This window comes from Congregibacter litoralis KT71, from assembly GCF_000153125.2.
GTDB lineage: Bacteria > Pseudomonadota > Gammaproteobacteria > Pseudomonadales > Halieaceae > Congregibacter > Congregibacter litoralis.
Map to the genome: position 1 here is coordinate 3,188,955 of NZ_CM002299.1, position 19,726 is coordinate 3,208,680.

At 59.6% G+C, this 19,726-nt stretch carries 19 protein-coding genes; 3 read left to right on the top strand and 16 right to left on the bottom strand.

The features are described from left to right. Window positions 1-8 precede the first annotated feature (8 nt). On the bottom strand, window positions 9-1,919 hold the full coding sequence (locus tag KT71_RS14505) for a TonB-dependent receptor plug domain-containing protein (RefSeq protein WP_023660122.1): 1,911 nt from the start codon (window positions 1,917-1,919) through the stop codon (window positions 9-11). An 89-nt stretch (window positions 1,920-2,008) separates the two neighbouring features. Between KT71_RS14505 and KT71_RS14510 the strand changes: the two genes are divergently transcribed. From KT71_RS14510 to KT71_RS14520, 3 genes are all read left to right on the top strand, one after another. Next, window positions 2,009-2,926, top strand: a complete 918-nt coding sequence (locus tag KT71_RS14510; protein ID WP_008294618.1) for a cation diffusion facilitator family transporter — start codon at window positions 2,009-2,011, stop codon at window positions 2,924-2,926. Window positions 2,927-2,998: 72 nt separating this feature from the next. Beyond that, window positions 2,999-4,042: an NADP(H)-dependent aldo-keto reductase gene (locus KT71_RS14515; protein WP_008294617.1), complete on the top strand. Its 1,044-nt coding sequence runs from the start codon at window positions 2,999-3,001 to the stop codon at window positions 4,040-4,042. 215 nt (window positions 4,043-4,257) lie between these two features. Then, window positions 4,258-4,674 carry a DUF6524 family protein gene (locus tag KT71_RS14520; RefSeq protein WP_008294616.1) on the top strand — a complete coding sequence of 139 codons (417 nt, stop codon included), beginning with the start codon at window positions 4,258-4,260 and terminating at the stop codon, window positions 4,672-4,674. 129 nt (window positions 4,675-4,803) lie between these two features. Here the strand turns inward: KT71_RS14520 and KT71_RS14525 are convergent, their stop codons facing one another. From KT71_RS14525 to KT71_RS21110, 15 genes are all read right to left on the bottom strand, one after another. Further along, entirely contained in the window at window positions 4,804-5,130 is a 327-nt protein-coding gene (locus KT71_RS14525) for a hypothetical protein (RefSeq protein ID WP_008294615.1), read from the bottom strand. Window positions 5,131-5,202: 72 nt separating this feature from the next. Beyond that, window positions 5,203-6,123: a LysR family transcriptional regulator gene (locus KT71_RS14530; RefSeq protein WP_008294614.1), complete on the bottom strand. Its 921-nt coding sequence runs from the start codon at window positions 6,121-6,123 to the stop codon at window positions 5,203-5,205. Between the two features lie 5 nt (window positions 6,124-6,128). After that, window positions 6,129-7,091 (bottom strand): hypothetical protein, encoded by a 963-nt coding sequence (locus tag KT71_RS14535; protein WP_008294613.1) that lies wholly within the window; start codon window positions 7,089-7,091, stop codon window positions 6,129-6,131. A 102-nt stretch (window positions 7,092-7,193) separates the two neighbouring features. Next, the gene (locus KT71_RS14540; protein ID WP_008294612.1) at window positions 7,194-9,230 is read right to left on the bottom strand and encodes a polysaccharide biosynthesis protein; all 2,037 of its coding nucleotides are present in this window, start codon (window positions 9,228-9,230) and stop codon (window positions 7,194-7,196) included. A gap of 108 nt (window positions 9,231-9,338) precedes the next feature. Further along, window positions 9,339-10,319, bottom strand: coding sequence for an MraY family glycosyltransferase (locus tag KT71_RS14545; protein WP_040362398.1), 981 nt, complete (start codon window positions 10,317-10,319; stop codon window positions 9,339-9,341). Then, complete coding sequence (locus KT71_RS14550; protein WP_333782693.1) at window positions 10,309-11,244, bottom strand: NAD-dependent epimerase/dehydratase family protein; 936 nt, start codon at window positions 11,242-11,244, stop codon at window positions 10,309-10,311. The genes KT71_RS14545 and KT71_RS14550 overlap by 11 nt, the downstream gene beginning before the upstream one ends. A gap of 93 nt (window positions 11,245-11,337) precedes the next feature. After that, on the bottom strand, window positions 11,338-11,829 hold the full coding sequence (locus KT71_RS21410; protein ID WP_023660125.1) for a ComEA family DNA-binding protein: 492 nt from the start codon (window positions 11,827-11,829) through the stop codon (window positions 11,338-11,340). A gap of 280 nt (window positions 11,830-12,109) precedes the next feature. Beyond that, window positions 12,110-12,805: an orotidine-5'-phosphate decarboxylase gene (gene pyrF, locus KT71_RS14560; protein ID WP_008294608.1), complete on the bottom strand. Its 696-nt coding sequence runs from the start codon at window positions 12,803-12,805 to the stop codon at window positions 12,110-12,112. Window positions 12,806-12,809: 4 nt separating this feature from the next. Continuing rightward, a complete protein-coding gene (lapB, locus tag KT71_RS14565) occupies window positions 12,810-14,018 on the bottom strand; it encodes a lipopolysaccharide assembly protein LapB (RefSeq protein ID WP_023660126.1) in 1,209 nt (402 codons plus the stop codon). After that, window positions 14,011-14,316 (bottom strand): lipopolysaccharide assembly protein LapA domain-containing protein, encoded by a 306-nt coding sequence (locus KT71_RS14570; RefSeq protein WP_023660127.1) that lies wholly within the window; start codon window positions 14,314-14,316, stop codon window positions 14,011-14,013. The genes lapB and KT71_RS14570 overlap by 8 nt, the downstream gene beginning before the upstream one ends. Window positions 14,317-14,327: 11 nt before the next feature. Next, window positions 14,328-14,624, bottom strand: coding sequence for an integration host factor subunit beta (gene ihfB / locus KT71_RS14575; protein ID WP_008294605.1), 297 nt, complete (start codon window positions 14,622-14,624; stop codon window positions 14,328-14,330). A gap of 291 nt (window positions 14,625-14,915) precedes the next feature. Continuing rightward, window positions 14,916-16,589 (bottom strand): 30S ribosomal protein S1, encoded by a 1,674-nt coding sequence (gene rpsA, locus KT71_RS14580; RefSeq protein ID WP_008294604.1) that lies wholly within the window; start codon window positions 16,587-16,589, stop codon window positions 14,916-14,918. A 195-nt stretch (window positions 16,590-16,784) separates the two neighbouring features. Further along, window positions 16,785-17,465, bottom strand: a complete 681-nt coding sequence (gene cmk / locus KT71_RS14585; RefSeq protein WP_008294603.1) for a (d)CMP kinase — start codon at window positions 17,463-17,465, stop codon at window positions 16,785-16,787. After that, a complete protein-coding gene (gene aroA / locus KT71_RS21105; protein WP_023660128.1) occupies window positions 17,462-18,772 on the bottom strand; it encodes a 3-phosphoshikimate 1-carboxyvinyltransferase in 1,311 nt (436 codons plus the stop codon). Before aroA ends, cmk begins: the two co-directional genes overlap by 4 nt. A 51-nt stretch (window positions 18,773-18,823) precedes the next feature. Beyond that, window positions 18,824-19,720 carry a prephenate dehydrogenase gene (locus KT71_RS21110; protein WP_238549428.1) on the bottom strand — a complete coding sequence of 299 codons (897 nt, stop codon included), beginning with the start codon at window positions 19,718-19,720 and terminating at the stop codon, window positions 18,824-18,826. Window positions 19,721-19,726: the final 6 nt, after the last annotated feature.

A 19,726-nucleotide genomic window follows, 5' to 3' on the forward strand; every position in this document is an offset into this window, starting at 1 on the left:
CGCCAGGCTCAGCTCTCGCGCCACTCCAGCCGAATACCAAAGGTCCTGCCCGGCTGCAGGGGTGCCACATCATCTGCAGTGGAGCGGTATTCTTCGTCGAGGATATTGCTGAGGAAGAGCTCGGCCTGCCAGCGCCTGGCCACACGCTGGGTGAAGCGCGCGTTCCAGATCACCGCCGAAGCCAGGGGCAGCTCATCTGCGCCAAACTCTTCCCGGGACTCCCGGTAACTCAGGTCACTGTAAAAGCCACGCTGCTCCTGTTCCCAGCTAAAAAAATACCGAAGGGAGGGAGGATTGAGGTCCGCCAGGGTATTGCCCTCATCGTCCTCGCCCTCCTGCCACTGATAACTGAGCCGGTGATGCACGACGCCCGTCTGAAAACCCACATCCAGTTCCAGGCCTTGGATACTTGCGCCATCGAGGTTGCGATAGGAGACGAGCTCCGGTCCCACAGGGTATCGCTCGATGTAGTCCTCCAGATCGCTGTAATACACCGCAGCGCCGGCCTTCAGCGTTGACACCAGAGGTGCAAACTGTAGCGCCAGCTCACCGCTGCGTCGGGTTTCCGCTTCCAGGTCCGGATTGCCGAGCACCTCGCCCCGAGGGGTTGTACCGTTGAAGTAGCGCTCACTCAGGCCGGGAAAACGAAAGCCCGAGGCCAGCTCGCCGCGCAGCGTCCAGCTGTCACCCAGGCCGTAATCCACGGCGGCGCTCGCGGACCACTGTCCATCGGCGTTACTCTGCGACCTGGATGACTGGTCCATATGGTCGTAGCGCATACCGCCGCTGATTTCCATGGCGCCCAGGCGCCACTGCTGGTCCGCAAAGAGTGCGACGGTATCCTCCTCCCCCCTCACCAGGGCCTGCTCTATGAGCAGCGTGCCATCCGGGGTGAATTCTTCATCGTCAATGGCGACGCCGCGCCGACCGACCCACTCTGCGCCGACGCTACCCTCGCCGGACAACAGCCGGGTATTGGCCTGAAAAAGACCGCCCACGGTGTGTGCCCGATAGCTCGTGAGGTTACGACGCTCCCCGACACGCTCGACATCTGCCTCCCAGTCCTGCAAATGGTGGTACGCGCGGATAAACCAGTCACCGTCAGCGCGGAGCTCCAGCTGGGTCACGGAGTGATCGTCACTGGGGTAGCTGCTGATTCTGCGTTCGGGAAACAAAGCATTGCTCTTGCCGACATCCCGGCTCACGCTGCCGAGCCAACGATAGTCCAGGCTCAGAGAGCCCAGTTCACTACTCCCCGTGACGGTAGCCGCCACCTGCTCAAACGCAGTATTCAGCTTGCGACCGTCCGGCGCATCGCTATCTTCCGCTTTGCGGACACTCAGGCCCGCGGACAGCCCGCCGGGATTACCGCTGAGCGCCGTCAGGGCAAATTGCCCGCCATTACTGGCGCCCTCGGCCCGGAGGGACCGCCCCTCCTCGATTCGGGAATCAAGGTTGACTACGCCCCCCATGGCGCCGGATCCATATAAGGTCGACGACGCTGACTTGTTGACGGCAACCTGAGCAATAAGATCCGGGGGCACAAAAGAGGCAGAATTACCCGCGCGTCGATCTGTGATGATCGGTACGCCATTGAGCTCCGTCCGGACCCGCCAACGACTGAAGCCGCGGATACTGTAAGCCTGAAACAGCCCACCCTGACCATTCAGACTGACACCGGGCAACTGCTCAAGCCAGTCACCGACGGTACGGTTCATCGACACCTGCTCATCAAAGGCAATCAAGTCCGTCGTTCCCGCTCCCAGCGATGGGAGTAAAACGTCGCGGCGACCAACGACTCGCACCTCCTCCAGCGTGCCAGCCTGCGGCAACGCCGAGGCAGGCGACGCGAGGAAGGCGAAGGGAAAGATGAACAGTGGATATAAAGGTATCGCGGTCGCTGAGCGCGTTAGAAACATGGTGATAGAATAACTCGTCAAATTCAGGGTGCGACTGTACGCATTCAAGCCTCGGACTTAAACCCTCGTGCAGCTAAAGACCAGAGCCAATGGCTAATTCTCCGGGCGATGTAAAAGACCCTGCGCGGCTGTTGCGGCTTGCCACCCTGGCCTCCGTGGCAACAGCCTGTCTGCTCATCAGCGTCAAGCTCTTTGCCTATCTTCAAAGCGGTGCCGTAAGTCTGCTGGCATCGCTTATGGACTCCCTGATGGATGCGGCGGCATCCCTGATCAACCTCATCGCCGTGCGCTACGCCCTCGCCCCCGCTGATAAAAACCACCGCTTCGGTCACGGCAAGGCAGAGTCCCTGGCGGCATTGATTCAGGCAGTGTTTATTCTGGCCACCAGCGCTTTTCTCATACATGAGGCACTCCATCGACTGTTGTCGCCGGTACCGATGCTCGCGGTCAAACCGGGCGTTATCGTGATGTTGATGTCCCTGGTGATTACCGCATGTCTGATTGTTTTTCAGGGCTATGTTGTGCGCCAAACGGGGTCCACCGCGATTCATGCGGACTCGGTTCACTACCGGGCCGACTTACTCAGTAACGCGGCCACGCTGCTGGCATTGCTGTTGGCCGGCCAGGGCATCCTTCAGGCAGACCCGATTTTTGCGTTACTGATCGCCGGATACCTCCTGGTGTCCACGCGAGAGATACTTCGCCAGGCACTGAACGAGTTACTGGATCGGGAGCTCCCAAAAATGGATCAGGAACGGATCACCGGCATTGCCCTTGCGCATCCGGAGGTAAGGGGAATGCATGATCTGCGGACGCGGCAGTCGGGGCGCACGTCTATCATCCAACTCCATTTGGAAATGGACAAGAATATCTCCCTGGTGGCAGCCCACCACATAGCGGAGGAGGTCGAAACCGCGATTCTTGATCATTACCCCGGCGCGGACATCGTCATTCATCAGGATCCTGAGGGTGTTCCTGAAGTACAACGCTGGCACACTGACGATTGAGCCCGTCTGGGCCCTGGCAAGGACCGGGACAGCGGCCCCTCCATCACCACAATAGTAGGAAACGTTTTCACTATGGAATACAAAAAACTCGGTAACAGCGACATTGATGTCAGCCTCATCTGTCTGGGCACCATGACCTTTGGGGAGCAGAACAGCTACGACGAAGCCGCCCAGCAGATGGATTACGCCGTCAGCCAGGGCGTGAACTTTTTTGATGCTGCTGAGATGTACCCTGTACCTCCCCGCGCGGAAACTCAGGGCGAGACCGAGAGCATCATTGGCCGCTGGCTGGAAAACCGGGGTAAGCGCGACGATCTAGTCATCGCCACCAAAGTCGCGGGGAGAAGCCTGCCGGGCGGCGACTTCGACCATCTCCGCGACGGGCCGCGCCTGTCCCGGGAACACATTCATGCAGCCATGGACAGCTCACTGCAACGGCTAAAGACGGACTACGTGGATCTTTATCAGGTGCACTGGCCCGAGCGCATTACCAACTTCTTTGGCCAGTTGGGCTACCGTCATCGGGCTGATGATGGCATTGCCATCGAAGAAACGCTTTCCGCACTGGGAGAACTGGTCACTGCAGGCAAAGCGCGTACCGTCGGCATCTCCAACGAAACGCCCTGGGGCGTCATGGAGTACCTGCGGGTCTCCCGGGAAAAGAACCTGCCGCGGGTGCAGTCCATACAAAACCCCTACAGCCTTCTCAATCGGAGTTTTGAGGTCGGTCTCGCTGAAATGGCTATCCGCGAAAAGGTGGGGCTTCTGGCTTACTCGCCCCTTGCTTTTGGCATGCTGAGTGGCAAATACCGCGGAGGCGCCCGCCCCGCCGGTGCCCGGCTGACGCGTTTCGAGCGTTTCAGCCGCTACAGCAACGCGCAGTCCGAAGCCGCCACCGATGCCTACGTCGCTCTCGCGGAAAAAGCGGGTCTTGATCCCTCGCAAATGGCGCTTGCCTTTGTCAACAGTCGAGAGTTTCTCAGCAGTAATATTATCGGCGCGACCACCATGGAACAGCTGCGTACAAACATTGCGAGCGTGGATCTCAAACTTGATAAGGAACTCCTTCGGGAACTCGAAGCCATCCATCAGGCTTACCCTATCCCCGCGCCCTAGGCGCCGTTGGCGATTGCACAGCTGGGAGCTTTGTTCTAGCTTTGACGCAGGGGAGCAGCGCCAGCGTCAGCAATTGGCAGAGCCCCGGGAACTGCAGATCTGTTTTCAAGAGCCGACGTTAACAACATCAGCATTCGCATGAGCAGTAACACCAGCGACAGACGCCTATCGACAAGGCGCCCTGGCGTCAGACAGGAAAGAACGGAGAAAAGAGTATGGCAAAGTCCTTTGGCCTCGACAGCTTTCTGGTTCGGTGGCTGTTTGCCGTCGCGCTGGTGTTTGGCACCTACAATCCCACGGCCTTCTCTTACGTTGGGTGGCTGCGCTCGGAGAATTTTGCCTTCGGGCCCCTGCCGGCATTGGTGGGCGTCGCCCTGATTATCGCCTGGCTGGTTTATCTCCGGGCTACCTTCAACTCCCTTGGATGGCTGGGTATTGCCCTGGGGGCTGCGTTGTTTGGATGCATGATCTGGCTCTTTATCGACCTGGGACTGTTGAGCACCCAGTCCACGGGCGCCCTGACCTGGCTGGCCCTCTTGCTGGTTTCCCTACTGCTGGCGGCGGGGATGTCCTGGTCGCATATCCGACGGCGCCTCAGCGGCCAGCTCGACGTTGACGACGTGGAAGACTGAATCAGCAAAGCGATAAATCAGGCAAAAAAAAACCCGGAACCACAGGTTCCGGGACAAGAGCGGACATGCCATGGGGATGCCCGCTGGGGTCGAAACACCAGCCGAGGCTGGCTTGATACTTAAGCAGGCTTACTTAGCGTAGCTGACCTTCTGCTCACCTTCAGGAGAGGTCAGAGCAACGCCGTCGCCGGTCGCGAGGCTGCTGGCGCCTTCACTGCTCACGGAACAGACAATCACCGTGTTCTCGCCGTTTTTGGGATTCACCATCAGGCGGAGGTGCGTCTCACCGGCACTGCGCTTGATGCTGCGCAGACGGGTGCGGGTGTTATCGCCGTAATAGGCATTGATGTCTGCCTTGCACTGCGCGAGGTTTTCACGGTCCTGTTTGGCGGCAAACGCTGACACGGCGCCGGTGGCAAGAATAATTCCGATGCTGGAAACGAGAATCTTCTTCATGGTGGAACTCCTTCATTGATGACGGAGATCACTATAGTCGCTGCAAATATGAAGCGGAATATCCGCTATTGACTAGGCCTGCTGCAATTTTGCAACAGCGTCTTCGTCCCCACAACAGCTGTCGAAGTAGGGACGGAGCAGGGACAGCTCTTCCGCCAGAATCTCACGCAAGATGCGCATGCGCGCCGAAAGACGCAGATCCTTATGCGTCAGAACCCACAGATCAAGATAGTGATGCACATCTTCTCCCGGCACCCTGACCACTTCCGGGTGGTCCCTGAACATCGCACAGGCGGCGAACATCATACCCATCTTGGCTCGCACGGCCTCTACCTGGAGAGTAATAGCGGAGACGGCATGCCTGACCGGCAAGTGACCGTTTTTGCAGACTTTCTTCCAGGAATCATCGTAATTGTTACCGTGAAGACCGATCCAGTTAAGGTGACTGACATCCTCGGGGTTGTCGGGGTTGAGCAGATCCCGATGCACGTAGGCTGAAGCCGTCATCGCCGATATTTTGCGCCCGATGAGGTTGTCTGGCGGCGAGGTTCCCGTAAGAAACACGCGGATAGCGATATCCGCTTCGCGCCGCCCCAGGTCCAGAGCGTCGGCGCTACTGATCACCTCCAGATCAATACCCGGATAATCACTGGCAAACTGGGCGAGCCTCGGCATCAAGACGTTAAATCCACTGGCAGGGGGGAGCGTCAGACGGATAGTCCCCTCTAACTCCTGATCGGTCCCGGTAACCTGTCGCTCCGCAGCGAGCATGAGCTCTTCCACATGCTCCGCGGTGGGCAGGAGGTTCTCTGCCGTCTGCGTCATACGGTAACCTTCAGGGGTTCGATCAAAGAGGCGCGAACCCAGATCCCGTTCAAAGTCATCAAGACGGCGAGTCACCGTAGAATTGCTCACACCCAGAAGCTGTGCCGCGCCCCGGGCTGAGCGTTTCCGCGACAGCGCCAGGAGAATTTTAAGATCATCCCAATCCATGGTGCTCAGGGATAGGTCGCGGAAAAGGCGTCGATAAAGGCGCGCATTTGATCATCGGGCAGCGCGTTGATGCCCGCCGCCGCAGCACGACCACCGCCGGTATCAAACTGACGACAGAGGGTATCCGCATCCCGTTTGTCCGCGAGCGGTGCGCGAACACTCACTAAAAAGCCTCCTTCGGGTTTGCGGGTGAACACGGCATGGGCGCGCTGGGGTGTTTGATTCGCCAGGGAGTTGCCGAAAACGCCACTCACCCGCCGCGCCCAGGGCGCATCGGGTAACAGGTAGAGCGCCGCGGAATCACTCTCCCACTCCGGCGAGATCGCTGCCGCCTTACTCATATCACCCTCATAACCCTGCTCCAGCTTGTCAAAACTGGCGCTCGCATCCTGAACAAACTGCCGGGGCTCCGCGTAGCCATGCATCAGCTGATAGAGCTCTGCGGGATGAAAGTGCAGATCTCCCAGCATCGCGCCATAGCCGTTGTAGTTCACGTAGGTGCCGAGGCGCTTGTAAAGATCCACGGTGTCAGTGTCCAGATCCAGGGTGCGGGCCACGGCCCTGGCACTGTCATCGAGATTATCGCCAAATGCCCCGACCACGGCCCAGTGCGCATAGGCACCGCGGAGATGTCCATTCACAAGGAGACTGGTGCATACATCGGGTGCCGGATTGATCAGGGTCTCAAGATTGGGGTGCCCGGGAATCTCTCCCGCGAAATGGTGATCGCAATAAAAAACGTGGGCACCTGCGGCGAGGAGCGCAACCAGAGGCTTACGGTTTTTATCGAGGGACACATCGAGCACCGTCACTCTGTCCACCGCCTCTGGATCCAGACCGTCCAACAGCTGAATGTCGCGCTTTACACCGGTAAGGAGCTCAGCGTCCAGAGGCATGGCCTGACGCAGCTGCAGCAGCGCACAGATACCGTCGGCATCGCCATTAAACACATCAAAATTTTTCTTCATGGGACCAGTATGCCGTGAGTGAGGCGGAGGGTCGAGACGGGTATGGCAGCGGACGAGCCCCGGCCCACAGGGGGTAAGCTGACCACAAAAGTCGCCGCGGCTTTATACGTCGATCGCTGCCGCCTTGGGAAACAGCTTTTCGACGTTGGCGACTTCGCTGTCCGTGGGCAAGGCGCGACGCTTGCCTGCACGACCCTGCTTCACCCAGATATGATCGTGACGAATCTCGTGGTTGGCAAAACCGCTCACAGCCTCGCGAAGCACTTCAGTGATGCCCTGACAGTCCATGGCATCACAGCGCAGCATCAGCTCCTTGAGCGCTACCGCCACCTGACCGTGGGAGAGGCATTCCTCCTCGGCGCGCATAATCATGGGATGACCCGTGCCGCTGACGGAGGTACCCAGGAGCAGTTCCTCGTGGAGCTTCTCGCCGGGCCGCAGACCAATGAAATCGATATCCACGGCGTCATATTTATCCCGCCCGGTACCCACTTCATGGCCACTGAGACGAATCATCCGTTTGGCAAGATCAACGATGCGCACAGGCTCGCCCATATCGAGAACAAAGACATCGCCACCGGTTCCCATGGCGCTTGCCTGAAGCACCAGGTGAGCAGCCTCCTGAATACTCATGAAGTAGCGGGACACCTCGGGATGGGTCACCGTCACCGGTCCTCCCGCCTCGATCTGCTCCCGAAACAGCGGTACCACAGACCCGGAGGAGCCCAACACGTTGCCGAAGCGCACCATGCAGAATCGCGTGGCACTTTCTTCGCCGGCCAACCCCTGGAGAATCAATTCCGCAAAGCGCTTGGATGCGCCCATGATATTGGTGGGTCGCACGGCTTTGTCCGTGGAAATCAATACAAAGGTCTCGACCTTTGCCAGACGTGCAGCCTCCGCCGCATGCCAGGTACCGAACACATTGTTGGCAACGCCCTCCGCCACATTGTGCTCCACCATGGGCACGTGCTTGTAAGCCGCCGCGTGGTACACGGTCTGCACCGCAAAGGTTTTGAAAATCATTTCCATGCGCCGCTGGTCCCGCACGGAGCCCAGGAGGCAGAAAATATCCACGGGTCGCTGCTGGCGAAGTAACAGTTCCTTAAGCTCCCGCTCGATGCGATAGAGCGCGTACTCCGAGTTATCCAGAAGCACAATCTGCTTGGGACCCGCTTCGAGAATCTGGCGACAAAGCTCGGCGCCAATGGATCCCCCCGCACCGGTCACCATGACCACCTTGCCGGTAATGCAGCGATCAATAAGCTCAGGGTGAGGAGGCACGGGGTCGCGACCCAGAAGATCATCCAGGTCGATGTCCTGAATCTGACTGACCATGGCGGCGCCGCCGACCAGCTCATTAATCTTGGGCACCGTGCGCACATGCACCGGCAGGCCCACGAGAGAGTTGATGATTTCCCGTCGCCGTTCAGCGGACGCCGAGGGTATTGCCAGCAGCACCTGGGTAATCGCGTGCTGCTCGATAAGACGTTCGAGATCCTTCGGCCAGGCAACCTGCAAGCCGTTGATGACCGCATGCTGGGCCCGGGGGTCGTCATCGACAAACGCGACCACGCGGTATTGATCCCCGTGGTGCAAAGCGGTGAGCAGTTGACGTCCCGACTCACCCGCCCCATAAATAAGCACGTTTTTGCCACTGGAGCGCAGGCGCGCCTGATAGCCCGCCCGCACAATCAGACGCGAACCACCGATGGTGAACATCGCCATGGCCCAGTAAACGAAGGGCATGGAACGCGGGACATCCGCCTGGGTGAAAAATATGGCCGCGCCCAGGGCCAGGGTGGAATAACTCACGGCCTGGATGATGGTCCAGATCGCCTGCTGCCCCATAAAACGGATAATGGCGCGGTACAGCCCCATGCGCAGAAACACTATCGCGCTCGCCAGCATTGTCAGCGCGGCGCAGAATAGCTCTACACTGCCGGGCGGCTGCGAAAAAGAGGCGAAGGGATAACCGAAGGCAACAACGAGGGACAGAGCCACGAAGCCCATATCCACGCCAAGCACCATGGCCTGCTTGACGTTGCGAGGCACTTCGACAATGCGGAGAGTCAACTGAACGGCAACGTCCACCGCTGCGCGCACTCTCTCCACCAGGTTTTGGGCCGGTTTATTCAATCGTTTTTGTCACTCCGCGCTGGTTATGCGCATGTCGGCTTTTGTTTAAACGCTTAAAAACGCTTCTTTAAAAAACACTGTATTGGGTGCCGACTTAAGGACCGAAGCTTACTGTAAACGGCGCAATTTCGCTATGAGAAAGAGTTGCGGGAATAATCCCAGGACCAGTAACGTCCATTGAGGCCAGGAGCTGAACTCCGTCATCAGCGCCAGGGGCAATAACCAACATCCGTGAAGAAGTAGCAGCGCGCCATCAACCCGCGCATGGGAACCCCAGTGACGCGCCAGACGCTGATAGCAGTGACGGCTATGGGCCTGGGTCAGAGGCTCGCCGTGAAGCGCCCGCTCCACCAGCGTGATACCCGTATCCAGGAGAAAGGGGCTCATTAGCAGGAACCAGGCGACGGGGGAAAGATCGCCGCCCTGCCAGGTCCAAAGCCCCAGCCAGCCCATGAGAAATCCCGCACTCAGGCTGCCCGCATCCCCCATAAACAGTTTTGCCGGCGGCCAGTTAAAAAACAGAAATCCACCGTAGGCGCCGGCCACAATCACACAGAGCGTGACAAAGTCCTCCTCGGCACCCCCCGCTATACCGAGAACCGTCATGCCCCCGGCCACCAGCAGCGTTTGCAATGCCGCAAGGCCGTCGATGCCGTCCATAAAGTTGGTCAGGTTCAACAGCCAGGCAAAGGCGAGAATCAGCAGCGGCCATGACCATACCGGCATCGCCGAAGCATCACTACAGGCCAGCACGGCGACAGCGGACAACAACAGAAACACCGGCATGCGCAAAGCGACGGGCAAGGCCCGTCGATCATCCCAGGCACCGATGAGGCAGAGAAGGATCAGGGCGCCGATCATCACGGCCACAGCAGGATCCGCTGCGATAGTCCCCGACAGCTGCGCAGCAATAAGGCTCAAAACAACCGCTGCAACAATGGCGAGACCACCGGAACTCGGCGTTACCACGGCGTGGGCACTGCGATGATTGGGCTCATCGATCAGTCGCCAGCGTCGTGCGAGAGGCAGGTAGGCCGCCGTTCCCAGGAGGCAGAGGAGCATGGCCATTAATCCGAGACTAAGGGGCATCAATGGAGACCCCCAGACTGGATTCAAAATTCAGTCGAGGATGAAACCCCAGGGCATCAAGCCCCGACGACGGGTAGCACTCGTCCCCGGTCATGCGCGCCCAGGTAGATCCCCGAGACTCTCCCCGTATGCCATCGAGCAGCGCACAGGCGGCTTTCCAGAAGAGGGCCGGCGGCGACGGACACCAGGGCTGAGTCTGGCCCGCCGCGCAGAGTGCCTTGTGCAGTCTCCGGGTACTGTAGCGCTCGCCATCAGTCACCGTGACCCGGGTCTGCTCCCTGAGCGGCGCGTTCTTCAGGTGCGTTAATAATGCCAGCAGATCAGCCAGAGCAATCATACTCCGCTCCCCGCCGGGAGGCGGCGCGGGCAGGTGAAGACGGGTCCAGCGACGCAGCCAGCGCAGATGCCCCGGAGCATCCTCGCTGTACACCAGCGCGGGCCGCACAATAATCAGTTCTGTGTCCGCACCCTGACAGCGGGCTTCCAGACCGGCTTCGGCCAGCGCCTTGGATTGAGCATAGGGGTTACGGGACTCCGCGAGAGGCAGGAGTTCGCCCTCGCTATCGCGCTCGGCCGCCCCAGCTTTGACGCTGCTGATAAACACAAAACGCCTCACGCCTGCGGAGAGGGCTTTGTTTGCCAGCGCCAGCGTGGCATCCACATTGACGGCCTGATAATGACCCACATCGCCCTGCTGGTGAGCGATGCCCGCGAGGTGGAAAAGAACATCCACCCCCTCCAGCGGCAGATCCCAATCCCCGGCACCGAAGTCACATTGGTAATGCGTACCGGACGCCAAAAAAAGCGGCGGGGAGCCGGGGCGGGTTTGCGCGCTCACGGAGCACCCACTCTCGAAGAGGGCCGACAGCAGTCCCCGCCCTATGTATCCGTTAGCTCCTGTCACCAGGCAATGCACGCCCTGCACTCTCCATCAACCCCAGCGAAACGCTGCGGCCGAATGGTGCGCGTATGGCGCCAGGAAATAAAGGGGGCAGTGCCCCCAAGACTTTACCGCCGCCTACTGAAGTCGGAGCCGTTGCCGGTTACGTTCCACCGTCGCCGCACCGATTCCTGTGACTTCCGAGAGCTCGTCGATAGATTCAAAGGGACCGAACTCTTCCCGGTAGCGCACAATGGCTTCTGCTTTGCTGCCACCGATGCCCGTAAGCCCCTCTGCCAGTTCCAGGGCCGTAGCACTGTTGATATTGACCACAGCGCTCTGCTCCTCAAGCTTTTGTTCTACGACTACCGCCTCGGCGACACGCATTGCCTCTCCTTGGACCTGCACCTGCGCCTGCGCCGGCGCTACCGGCAGGCAGAGCTGGGCTGCAAAGGCGGCCACCGCCAACAAAGGCAGACTCCGGCTACGCCCCGGACAGCGTTTAAAAGGCCCCTGGCCATTGTTGAAACCGATTGCGGTGGTGCTTATCGCACGGTCTTGGGCTCTTTCCTGAGCTCTTTCCGGCAAAACGGCGAAGAATGGTAAACGATGGGTATGTGTCTCTTTCACGGTGTGACCTCCTTGTCATCGCGTGATTTATGGGAATGTGACCTCATGGAGTCGCAGCGCAAACGTCCGCGCCAGACCAGCCCCTGGGGCCACCGCAAAAAGAGTAGCAGCGATTCACCGCACCGCGGCTGGACTGACCGCATCGGGCTGAACTTCACCTTACAAAAGACATTTGGTCCAAGAAGCGACCCGGGCAAACTGCACTATGGATCAGCATAGGACTGCTCCGGGGCCATAGGTGGGAGCAAGGCGCTGTGTGGCCGGGCTCCACCCCGGGACGCTACAGGGAGGCGTTGATTGCCCCGAGAGCAGCGGCAGGATCGTCGGCCTGGGTGATGGGTCTCCCCACTACCAGATAGCTTGCACCGGCCGCTATCGCTTGGGCCGGGGTGAGGATCCTCCGCTGGTCGTCCGCGACAGCACCCGCGGGACGAATGCCCGGCGTCACCAGTGCAAAGGACGTACCGAGCCTTGCTCGCAGCGCCGCGGCTTCCCGTGCCGAGCAGACAACCCCCTGCAAGCCGCAATCCTTCGCCAGCGTTGCGAGGCGCAGTACCTGCTCCTCGAGGGAGTTCCCGTATCCCAGCTCATCAAAATCACCGGCATCCATGCTGGTGAGCACGGTGACGCCGATGAGTAGCGGTGGCTTAGCGCCGCCGGCAATGGCCTCCACAGACGCCTCCAGCATGCGACGACCGCCGCTGACATGCACGTTGACCATCCAAACCCCCAGGTCCGCGGCGCTGCGCAGAGCGCCGGCAACGGTATTGGGGATATCGTGAAACTTGAGATCCAGGAACACCTCAAAACCCATGGACTGCAAACGCTCTACAAGCCCGGGGCCCTCAGCCGTAAACAACTCCTTGCCCACCTTGAGGCGACAGGCCGTCGGGTCCAGAGCAGATGCCAGTTCCAAGGCTGGCGCCATCTCAGGATAGTCCAGGGCTACGATCACCGGAGACTCAACACGACTCATGGGATTACTCCGTTTCTGCTGTGCGTATGGTCCTGAAGGTGCCCCAATACTTGCAGCCAGGACAGAACCACAGGAGATGGCGGGCGGAAAAACCGCAATGATCGCAGCGATAAGCCGGGCGAACTTCAATGAGGCGATCCAGCAAAACACCCAGCATCGCCAGGGAGTCGCCGGGCGTGCCGGGCTTGTCTTCCTGCTGGATGCGAATCAGACGAAGAAGACCTCGCAAAGAAGGCGCTTCTGCCAGGCGATGCGCCAGAAACTCATGCGCAGCATCGTTGCCCTCGTCCCGCCGGATGTCATCGGCAACGGCGATCATTAGCGGTGTGGACGGGTGCTCATCAAGGCAGCGGCGCAGATAGGCCGACAGGGCGTCCTCCTCGCCCAGCGCCGCGTAGCATTCGCGCAGGGCGGGTATGGCTTCCGGCAGAAACTCCGCGTGCTGCTCCACAACCCGGGTCAGGGCTTCGATGGCCGGGCGATGATTACCCGCAGCACCCTCAATTCGTCCCAGCTCCAGGGAGGCCCGGGCGCAGGCCGGGTCGCTGCGCAAGGCCTCTTGCAACATCGCCCTGGCATCATCGCTGCGGCCCTCCTCCGCAACTTCAAGAGCCAGTTCGCAATAAAAATGTGCCAGTTGCACGGGAATGGGCTGGCCGGACAGTTGCGGTGCCTGCGCTTCTCCACCGAGGAGGCTGCGCTTGGGGAGAAGCGCTTTGGCTTCGTCAATGGCCCGCTGCCACTCGCTTTCCGAGCGATAAATCTCCACAAGATACAGACGGCTGATGTCCCGCTGCTCGTCGGACTCCTTCACCAGGTCCTGCAGCAGCGTTTCCGCCCGGTCTAAAAGACCGGCGGATATATAGTCTCGGGCGAGCTCCAGGTGAGCAATATGCATCTGGGATTTGGGCAGATTAGGGCGCGCCAGGAGGTTCTGATGTATGCGGATGGCCCGATCCACCTCACCGCGGCGTCGAAGCACATTCCCCAGGGCGATGTGCGTCTCCAGAGTCTCGCTGTTCACTTCCAGGGCACTGATGAACTGATCAACGGCGCCGTCGGGACGTCCGTCAAGGAGATAGTTCAGACCACGATAATATTGACTGGGCGGAAAGGGCACGGCCCCATTGGCGCCGCTAAGGCTGCGGCGACCTAACCACCATCCACAGGCCACTGCCGAGAAGAGGAGGAAGAAAACCAGCGCGTCATTCACGCGTGACCAGGCCCTTTGCGCGCAACCGGTCTATCTCTGCCTGGGAGTTTGCGATCTGCCGTCGCGCAGCCATGAGCCGGGCCCGGAGTCGCAGCACCGCAAAGGATGAAAGCAACAGTCCCAGAAAGCCCCCGAGGGCCAGGGCACCCAGTACCCACAGCGCCAGACTGCGGGGCGGAAGAATCATGAAAAGCACATCCAGGGGCACCGGTTCCGCATTCTGCAGCGCAAAGAGCACCCCGACCGCTGCCATGGCAACGGCAATCATCAAAACCAATAGTTTTCGTAAAAAACCCATCAGAGGCAGACTCAGAGACCTGCCTGAAGGCCAAGATTCACCCGATCTCTGAGCTCCTTGCCAGGCTTGAAGTGCGGAACGTACTTACCCGTGAGCTCCACCGCATCACCGGTCTTGGGATTCCGACCCCGACGAGGCTCCCGGTAATGGAGGGAGAAGCTGCCAAAGCCCCGAATCTCGATCCGCCCCCCGGAACTGAGGGAGTTCGACATTTGTTCGATGACCGTTTTTACCGCCAACTCCACATCTTTGGTGGAAAGCTGTGTTTGCTTCAGGGCGATGGCTTCTATGAGTTCACTTTTTGTCATTCGGGGCGATCCAAAACTATGATCAATCAACTATCGCTCTCCCGGTTGGCCTGGCGCGGTGAAACTCTTTTCACCGCAACCCTCGCAGCCCCCGCGAGAACCTCTCCAGAGCCATTGTGTACGCTTCCACAAAATCACGCAAGCTCCTATTTTTTATGGAAAATTTACACTTGGCCGTCAGACCCGGGACGGTCTTATGTCTGATTGACCACCCCGCAGACAAAAAAAAAAGGACCCCGAGGGGTCCTTTGATCGTCACCCGCCCGAATACAGGCGGGCGATACCAGCAGATTACTGACCGCCCATCTGGGCCTTGATCAGATCACCGATGGTACCGGGCGAAGATGCCTCCGCCTCGTCTTTCAGAGACTTAACGGCTTCTTTCTCGTCGTCGAAGTCCTTCGCCTTGATGGACAGCGCTACGCCGCGGTTTTTACGATCAGCGGAGATGATTTTGGCTTCTACCGTATCACCCACCTTGAACTCACTGCGTGCGTCTTCAACACGCTCACGGCTGATGTCAGCAACCTTGAGAATACCCTCAACTTCCTCCGCCAGCTTCACGGTCACGAACTTGGGATCCACTTCGATCACTTCGCCCGTGACAATGCTGCCACGATCGTTAACAGCGATGTAGTTGCTGAAGGGATCGTCTTCCAGTTGCTTAATACCCAGGGAGATACGCTCGCGCTCAGGATCCACAGAAAGGATGACCGTTTCGATTTCATCGCCCTTCTTGTAGTTGCGAACGGCTTCTTCACCGGTCTCATTCCAGCTGATGTCAGACAGGTGAACCAGTCCGTCGATATTGCCCTCGAGGCCAATAAAGATACCGAAATCGGTAATGGACTTGATCACGCCGGAGATACGATCGCCTTTGCTTGCACCGGAGGCGAATGCGTCCCAGGGGTTCTGCTGGCACTGCTTGATACCCAGAGAGATGCGACGACGCTCTTCGTCGATATCCAGCACCATGACTTCCACTTCGTCACCCAGCTGCACTATTTTGGAGGGGTGAACGTTCTTGTTGGTCCAGTCCATCTCGGAGACGTGTACCAGACCTTCAACGCCCTCTTCGATCTCGGCAAAGCAGCCGTAATCTGTAAGGTTCGTTACCTTGGCCATAACACGGCTACCTTCGGGGTAGCGACCTGTGATCTCGACCCAGGGATCTTCACCCAGTTGCTTGAGACCCAGAGAAACGCGGTTACGCTCGCGATCAAACTTGAGCACCTTCACGTCCAGTTCCTGACCGACTTCCACGATCTCGGAGGGATGCTTGATGCGCTTCCATGCCATATCGGTAATGTGCAGCAGACCATCAACGCCACCCAGGTCAACAAAGGCACCGTAATCCGTGAGGTTCTTGACCACACCTTTAATGGACTGTCCTTCCTGGAGACCGGCGAGGAGAGCGTCACGCTCTACACTGTTGGCCGCTTCCATAACCGCACGACGGGAAACAACAACGTTGTTGCGCTTCTGATCAAGCTTGATCACCTTGAAGTCCAGCTCTTTGCCTTCGAGGTGCGCGGTGTCGCGCACGGGGCGTACATCCACGAGGGAACCGGGCAGGAATGCGCGAATCGTATTAACGTCAACGGTAAAGCCACCTTTGACCTTGCCATTGATGACGCCCTTGACCACTTCTTCAGCGGCAAAGGCAGCTTCAAGATCTTTCCAGGACTCTGCGCGCTTGGCTTTTTCCCGGGACAGCTTGGTTTCACCGAAACCATCTTCCACGGTCTCCAACGCGACCTGGACCTCGTCACCGATACTCAGGCTGCATTCGCCCGCAGCGTCAATGAACTGCGCCCGGGGAATCACACCCTCGGACTTGAGTCCCGCGTGAACGGTGACCCACTCGTTGTCGATATCGATGACAACACCGGTGACGATGGCGCCGGGCTGCATATCGACGGTTTTTAAACTTTCTTCAAAAAGATCAGCGAAGGATTCGCTCATTACACAAGTACCTGTTAGTTGGGTTGGCGCCAGGCGCCTGCCGCTTCTCCAGCAGAAACGACTCCAGTTTCAATAAAGCCCCGGTGAAACGGTGCTGGATCAAGTTTCACCAAAAGCCAAAAACCTACCATTGAAGGTTTCAGCGCAGAGCCCTGAAACCCTTCGAAAACACTGTCGGGGAACATCGGCTGAACCCTAACTGACAAGCTCCCTCAGACGTGCTTCCTGAAGGACGGTATCGAGCACCGAATCCGCCGAAATGCCTGTACTATCAATGACTAAGGCATCGTTAGCGGGCACCAGGGGAGACTCCGCTCTGTTCCGGTCGCGTGCATCCCGCTCCTCGATGGTCTCGAGAAGGCGCGCGAGAGTAACACTTTCGCCTTTGGCCATCAACTGACGATGGCGCCGTTCCGCACGGGCCCGGGCACTCGCCGTGAGGAAAATTTTCAGGGGCGCATCGGGGAACACCACGGTACCCATATCCCGGCCATCGGCAACCAGCCCCGGCGCCACAGCCATCTGTCGCTGACGCGCCAGTAATGCCGCGCGAACCTCCCCCATGGCCGCCACTTTCGAGGCGGCGGCGCTACAGCTTTCGCTGCGAATGGCGAGGCTGATGTCCCTGCCGTCAAGAAGCACCTGGGTAAGCCCTTCCGCCGCGGGCACAAAGCTGAGTTTCAGATGCCGGGCAAGCTCCGCGACGGCATCGTCATCACTGAGGGGGATCTCATCCTCGAGGGCTGCCAGTGCCGTGACGCGATACAGGGCGCCACTATCAAGCATGTGCCAGCCCAGCTGACTCCCGAGGCTGTAGCACAGCGTCCCCTTCCCCGCCCCCCCGGGTCCGTCGACGGTGATGACCGGCACGCTCACTCGCCGCCATCCCTGGATGCAATCTGCAGCCCCAGCCCCCGGGTCAGAGCGTCAAAATCAGGAAAAGACGTGGCGACATGATCGCAATCCAGGATCCGGATCTCGTTTTCCGCCCGCAGGGCCGCCACGGCAAAGGACATGGCAATACGATGATCGTGAAAGGTCCTGATGGTGCCGCCGGAGATGGGCCCGCCATCAATGATGATGCCGTCATCGAGGACCTCATTGCTCACCCCGAGGGTCGTTAAACCCTCCGCCATGCTGGCAATGCGGTCACTCTCTTTGACACGAAGCTCCTCAGCACCGCGGAGCACGGTTCGACCCTCGGCACAGGCGGCGGCGATAAACAGCACCGGGAACTCGTCGATAGCCAGGGGCACAAGGTCTCGGGGGATATCAATTCCCCTGAGCGATGCCGAGCGCACAAAAATATCCGCCACGGGTTCTCCCCCGACCTCCCGCTCATTACTCAGGGTGATATCTGCCCCCATGAGCTTCAGAATGCTGATCACGCCGGTGCGGGTGGGGTTAACGCCGACATGAGTCAGGAGTAATTCCGAGCCCGGCGCAATACTCGCTGCCACCATGAGAAAGGCAGCAGAGGAAATATCCGAAGGCACGTCGATCTCGCAGCCCCGCAACTGCCCGCCGCCGCGGAGACTTGTCACACCGTCCCGCGACTGGAGCTCATAGCCAAAACCGCGGAGCATGCGTTCCGTATGATCCCGGGTAGGCGCCGGCTCGGTGACGGAGGTTTCCCCCTCGGCAAACAAGCCTGCCAACAGGACGCAGGACTTGACCTGGGCGCTGGCCATGGGCAAATCGTAGTGAATACCCCGGAGGCTGGATCCTCCGCTGATTTTGAGGGGTGGCCGCCCCCCATCCCCGGACACAATGGTGGCCCCCATGCGGGTCAGGGGCGTTATGACCCGCTGCATGGGGCGGCCCATGAGGGATGCATCGCCTACCAGTTCACTGGAGAACTCCTGCCCGGCCAGGATGCCGCAAAGAAGACGCATGCTCGTGCCCGAGTTCCCCATATCGAGACGGGTAGACGCCTCCCGGAGCCCCCGGAGACCTACGCCCCGGATACGCATGGCACCTTTTCTGGGGCCCTCGATTTCCACACCCAGGGCACGGAAAGCCGCAACGGTGGCCAGGGCGTCCTCCCCCTGGAGAAATCCTTTCACCGAGGTTTCCCCCGTGGCCATGGCACCCAGCATGACGGACCGGTGAGATATGGACTTGTCGCCGGGCACCCGGGCTTCACCGTGAATGCTGCCGCCGGGAGCTACCAAAAATTCCACGATTTACTTACTCCTCTGGGCTCCGGGGGACCCACACGGTCCCCCAGGGGTTTAGTCGGCGACCCGATCACGGGCAGCCAGGTCTCTGGCAAATTCATCCCGGGCGGTCTTGGCAGAGCGAAAGGTGTTTTCCAAAGCTCTGCCATCGCCCGCGGCAATGGCATTACGCAGGGTGCTCAGGTGCTCGCAAAAATCATCCAGAGCCCCAAGAAGGGCATCCCGGTTGGCCATAGAAATATCCCGCCACATCACCGGATCACTGGAGGCAATGCGGGTGAAATCCCGAAACCCCCCCGCCGCAAAGCGAAAAATGTCATCGCGAATGGGGGACTGTGCCAGGGCGTCCACCAGGGCATAGGCGAGGACGTGGGGCAAATGACTGGTTGCTGCCAGCACGCTGTCGTGCTCCTCCACATCCATGGACTGCACCGTCGCGCCCGCGGCGACCCACAATTTTTGCACCAGCTCCAGCGCCCGGGAATCCGTGTTTGCATCGGGCGTGAGAATAACGCGATGACGCTCAAAGAGCGCTGCGTCGGCGGCGGCCACGCCGGAGCGCTCGGACCCGGCGATGGGATGACCGGGGACATAAATAGCTGCACCCTCAGGTGCGGCCGCCACCACGGCGCGATAAAGATCGCCTTTGACGCTGGCAACATCGGTCACGCAACGGGCGCTGCCGGGGTTTTGAAGCATCTCCAGAATGAGTGCTTCGCAGGCCAGCGTCGGCGTGGCGAGAACGGCAACATCCGCCGCATCCATGAGTGACCGGACGCTGTCCGCTGCGCCGTCGATAACGCCCCGTTCCAGGGCTTTCTCCAGGGCTTCGGGATCGCGATCCCAGGCAGTAACCGTCGCTGCAAAACCCGCTTTTTTCAGAGCCAGGGCCAGAGACCCGCCAATGAGCCCCATCCCTACAAAACCGACCCTGTGCCCTGTATCAGTCACCGAGGG

Excerpts from the sequence above, each read along its gene's own strand:
- KT71_RS14505 (WP_023660122.1), bottom strand. The coding sequence starts at position 1,919 with ATGTTTCTAACGCGCTCAGCGACCGCGATACCTTTATATCCACTGTTC.
- KT71_RS14510 (WP_008294618.1), top strand. The coding sequence starts at position 2,009 with ATGGCTAATTCTCCGGGCGATGTAAAAGACCCTGCGCGGCTGTTGCGG.
- KT71_RS14515 (WP_008294617.1), top strand. The coding sequence starts at position 2,999 with ATGGAATACAAAAAACTCGGTAACAGCGACATTGATGTCAGCCTCATC.
- KT71_RS14520 (WP_008294616.1), top strand. The coding sequence starts at position 4,258 with ATGGCAAAGTCCTTTGGCCTCGACAGCTTTCTGGTTCGGTGGCTGTTT.
- KT71_RS14525 (WP_008294615.1), bottom strand. The coding sequence starts at position 5,130 with ATGAAGAAGATTCTCGTTTCCAGCATCGGAATTATTCTTGCCACCGGC.
- KT71_RS14530 (WP_008294614.1), bottom strand. The coding sequence starts at position 6,123 with ATGGATTGGGATGATCTTAAAATTCTCCTGGCGCTGTCGCGGAAACGC.
- KT71_RS14535 (WP_008294613.1), bottom strand. The coding sequence starts at position 7,091 with ATGAAGAAAAATTTTGATGTGTTTAATGGCGATGCCGACGGTATCTGT.
- KT71_RS14545 (WP_040362398.1), bottom strand. The coding sequence starts at position 10,319 with ATGCCCCTTAGTCTCGGATTAATGGCCATGCTCCTCTGCCTCCTGGGA.
- pyrF (WP_008294608.1), bottom strand. The coding sequence starts at position 12,805 with ATGAGTCGTGTTGAGTCTCCGGTGATCGTAGCCCTGGACTATCCTGAG.
- KT71_RS14570 (WP_023660127.1), bottom strand. The coding sequence starts at position 14,316 with ATGGGTTTTTTACGAAAACTATTGGTTTTGATGATTGCCGTTGCCATG.
- ihfB (WP_008294605.1), bottom strand. The coding sequence starts at position 14,624 with ATGACAAAAAGTGAACTCATAGAAGCCATCGCCCTGAAGCAAACACAG.
- rpsA (WP_008294604.1), bottom strand. The coding sequence starts at position 16,589 with ATGAGCGAATCCTTCGCTGATCTTTTTGAAGAAAGTTTAAAAACCGTC.